Source organism: Dietzia sp. DQ11-38-2 (assembly GCF_014145055.1).
In the GTDB taxonomy this organism is placed as follows: Bacteria; Actinomycetota; Actinomycetes; order Mycobacteriales; family Mycobacteriaceae; genus Dietzia.
The window spans coordinates 1-3,776 of sequence record NZ_JAALDW010000262.1 but is presented as its reverse complement, the minus strand read 5'-3'; the positions used below and the strand labels follow the sequence as shown (position 1 = coordinate 3,776).

The following is a 3,776-nucleotide window of genomic DNA, read 5'->3' as shown; positions in this document are numbered from 1 at the left end:
GTACAGGGCCGCCGCCGCCCGGTCGTAGGCCTCGCTCGTCGCCTTGGCGTACCCGTCCGTGGAGACGACCTTCTCCTCGTCGGGGACCTCGACCGGCAGGTACTCGCCACCGATCGATTTGACCTGGTCGGCCACCTCGGGACGCGGATCGGTCGCGCGGACGATCGCGCCGAGGCTGCTGGCCGCACCGATCGCCGCCAGACCCGCCACGCCCGCACCGGCCACCAGCACCTTCGCCGGCGGGACCTTGCCCGCCGCGGTGACCTGTCCGGTGAAGAACCGGCCGAAGTGGTGGGCGGCCTCGATCACGGCGCGGTAGCCGGCGATGTTGGCCATGGAGGACAGGACGTCCATCGACTGCGCACGGGAGATCCGCGGAACCGCGTCCATCGCCAGTGCGGTGACCCCGCGCTCGGCCAGGACGGACAGCAACCGCTCGTTCTGAGCGGGCGCCAGGAGTCCGACGAGGGTGGCGCCCGGCCGCAGTCGCGTCACCTCGGTCTCGGTGGGGACGGCGACCTTCATCACGACGTCGCTCGACCAGGCGGTGTCGCCGTCGACCAGGTCGGCGCCGGCGTCGGCGTAGGCCGCGTCGGAGAACTCGGCGCGGGTTCCCGCCCCGTTCTCCACCACGACCCGGTATCCCAGGCCGATCAGCTTCGCCACCGTCGCCGGCGTGGCGGCCACCCGCCTCTCCGAGGGATCGGACTCGGCGACCACGCCGATCACCGAGGGGGCGGCGGCGGGATCCGGCACCTCGGTCTGCGGGGACATATCGGGGATCTCTTCGAGGCTCGAGGCCATGGGGGTTCCTTCGACAGCATTGTGGAAGACAGCGTTGTGGAGGACAGCGTTGTGATGGGGCGACGCAGGTAGACCGGCACGACCGACCACGAACGATGTCCGATCCTTACACGGTTGCCGGCCCCGGCGTGGGGTCATCCGGGATCGCGTCGGAAACCGGTCTCGGACCTTTCATCACGGGCGATCAGTTCGATGCGAGCCGGGGTACGAGCTCGCGGGCAGGGCGGGCGAGAGGGTGCTCTCTGCTCCGTCCACCTGGTCGGCAATGCCCTCCGGGCCTCGGCATGGTGGTGCCGCTACCCGGGAGCACGTCTGGATGAGCTTACGACACGACAAGAATTGAACTTGATTCAGGTGGGGTGGACGCCGTCCGACCACCCTCCGCCGGAGCTCTGTCGCGCCCGGAAATGCATGAAGCCGGCCTGTCGGCCGGCTTCTCCGGGGCAACCCGGCTGCACTGGATGTGTGGGCGAAGGGGGACTTGAACCCCCACGTCCCGAAGGACACTGGCACCTGAAGCCAGCGCGTCTGCCATTCCGCCACTCGCCCGAGTAACGCCCGAATACGTTAACACGCGCCACACCGGCCGTACCAATCCGCTGGTGGAGCACGGTCACGCGGCCCCCGGGGTGTTTTGAGGCGTGCTTCGGGCCGCTCCCGCCTCTATGATCGACCGGATGCCGCCCACACGAGTGGCGGGGCGGACGAACCAGACGCACACCGCGGAACCGGGCACACACCACAGAAGAGGAGGCACTCATGGGAATCGTCGGCAAGTTCGAACGCACACTCCAGGGTGCGGTGGGGGACGCCTTCGCCCGACTCTTCGGTGGCAAGGTGGTCGCGGCCGAGGTGGAGTCACAGCTACGCAGGCAGGCGGAGGCCTCGCTCAAGGTGGTCGACGGTCACCTGCTCGTCTCCAACAGCTACACCATCACCCTCGCCCGGTCGGACTACGCGTCCTTCACGGAGGACGAGGCCCTGGCCGTCAAGACCTTCTCCCGCCACCTCTCGGATCACATCGCGGAGCAGGGGTGGGAGACCTACGGCCCGGTCACGGTCACGTTCGTCGAGCGCGACGACCTCCACACCGGGCAGCTGCGCATCAACGGGGTCGTGGACCCCGACGCGGTCCCCTTCCACATCTCGGCCGCCGCGCCGGCGCCGGCACCGGGCCATCCGGCTCCGTCGTCGCCGGTCCCCGCGCCGCCGGACGCCAGTCAGGAGAGACACCCCATGAAGGCACCCGCCTCCAACTACCCCGTCGCCACCCGCTCCGGATCCGCAGCCCAGAACACCGGGTGGGGCGGCCCGTCCGACGCCCCCACGCAGATCACCCAGGGACGCGCCTCGCTCTCGGTGACACTTCACCTCGAGGACGGATCCGGTCGGACGTTCCGTCTCCAGCGCGGGTCCAACCTGCTCGGACGCGGCCAGGACGCCGCCTTCCGCCTGCCGGACACCGGGGTGTCCCGGCAGCACGCGGACATCCACTTCGACGGCCGCGAGGCGGTCCTGTCCGACCTGGGCTCCACCAACGGGACCACGGTCAACGAGGGCCCCGTGCAGGACTGGCAGCTGGCGGACGGCGACGTGATCCGGGTAGGACACTCGGAGATCACCGTCCGGTTCGACTAGCCTCGACAGGCATGGACCCCCGGGAACCTCCGGGGGCGATCACACGTTGCCCGAGGTGACCTGACCGGAGAGGGAGGACCGAACTCGTGCAGGGACTCGTTCTGCAACTCTCGCGTGGCCTCCTCCTGGTGATGCTGTGGCTGTTCATCTACCTCGTCCTGCGCGCGCTGAAGACCGATGTCTTCGGCAACGTCGGGATGAGGTCGGGTGGCCAGGGTGAGCGTCGTGGTGGATTCCTCGGCCGCGGCACCAAGGCGATACGCCACCTCGTCGTCACACAGGGCGCCCTGGCCGGAACCCGCATCACCCTCTCCGAGCAGCCGGTCCTGCTCGGCCGCGCCGACTCGTGCACATTGGTGATCGACGACGACTACGCGTCCAACCAGCACGCCAGGCTGTCCCCCCACGGGCCGGACTGGTTCCTCGAGGACCTGGGTTCGACCAACGGCACCTATCTGGACAGATCGCGGGTGACGACACCGGTCAAGGTGGCCGCGGGCACGCCGATCCGGATCGGCAAGACCGTGATCGAGCTGCGCGCGTGACCCCGTCGCTCAGCTACGCCGCCCGCTCACACACGGGGATGGTGCGCGAGAACAACGAGGACTCCGCCTACGCCGCTCCCCGCGTCCTCGTGTTGGCCGACGGCATGGGGGGCCACGCCGCGGGCGAGCTGGCCAGTCAGATCATGGTCGCGACCCTGGCCAGGCTCGACGAGGACCAACCCGGTTCCGACCTCGCCGGCGCGCTCAGCAGGGCGATGAACGAGGGCAACCGGGCGATCGCCGCGCACGTCGAGGCGCATCCGGAGGCCGACGGGATGGGCTGCACGCTGACCGCGCTGCTCTTCGACGGGCGACGCATGGGGCTGCTCCACGTGGGCGACTCACGTGCGTACCTGCTCCGCGACGGCGTCCTCACGCAGATCACCAAGGACGACACCTTCGTCCAGTCACTCGTGGACCGCGGCGAGCTCACCGCCGAGGAAGCCCACGTGCACCCGCGCCGCTCGCTCATCCTCAAGGCTCTCACCGGCGAGCCCGTCGAGCCCACCACCGCCGTCCGGGAAGCCCGGGTGGGAGATCGCTACCTCCTCTGCTCGGACGGCCTGTCCGACCCGGTGAGCACCGAGACCATCGCCGAGACCCTCGCCACCGGCTCCGCCGACGCCGCCGCCGAGCGCCTGGTCCAGCTCGCGCTGCGCTCGGGAGGGCCCGACAACGTGACGGTCGTCGTGGCAGACGTGGTCGACTCCCCACGCGGCGGTTCGGTCGTGCCCGTGGTCGTGGGCGCGGCCTCGACGGACGAGCCCGGCGAGATCGCCGTCAACGCCG

3 protein-coding genes, 1 tRNA gene and 1 pseudogene are annotated in these 3,776 nt (G+C 70.0%); 3 read left to right on the top strand and 2 right to left on the bottom strand.

Annotated features, from left to right (window positions below; genetic code table 11):
• Together G6026_RS09595 and G6026_RS09590 are read right to left on the bottom strand one after the other, a co-directional pair.
• Positions 1 to 774: pseudogene (locus tag G6026_RS09595) on the bottom strand (NAD(P)(+) transhydrogenase (Re/Si-specific) subunit alpha); the annotation flags it as partial.
• 496 nt (positions 775 to 1,270) lie between these two features.
• Positions 1,271 to 1,353, bottom strand: a tRNA-Leu gene (locus G6026_RS09590).
• Positions 1,354 to 1,563: 210 nt separating this feature from the next.
• Here G6026_RS09590 and G6026_RS17820 point away from each other — a divergent pair.
• The 3 genes from G6026_RS17820 to G6026_RS09575 all read left to right on the top strand — a co-directional run.
• Entirely contained in the window at positions 1,564 to 2,442 is an 879-nt protein-coding gene (locus G6026_RS17820; RefSeq protein WP_107755258.1) for a DUF3662 and FHA domain-containing protein, read from the top strand.
• An 86-nt stretch (positions 2,443 to 2,528) separates the two neighbouring features.
• Positions 2,529 to 2,987 carry an FHA domain-containing protein gene (locus tag G6026_RS09580; RefSeq protein ID WP_107755257.1) on the top strand — a complete coding sequence of 153 codons (459 nt, stop codon included), beginning with the start codon at positions 2,529 to 2,531 and terminating at the stop codon, positions 2,985 to 2,987.
• Positions 2,984 to 3,776 (top strand): protein phosphatase 2C domain-containing protein (locus G6026_RS09575; RefSeq protein WP_182613027.1); only part of this gene is annotated, 793 nt, incomplete at its 3' end. The genes G6026_RS09580 and G6026_RS09575, both read left to right, overlap by 4 nt.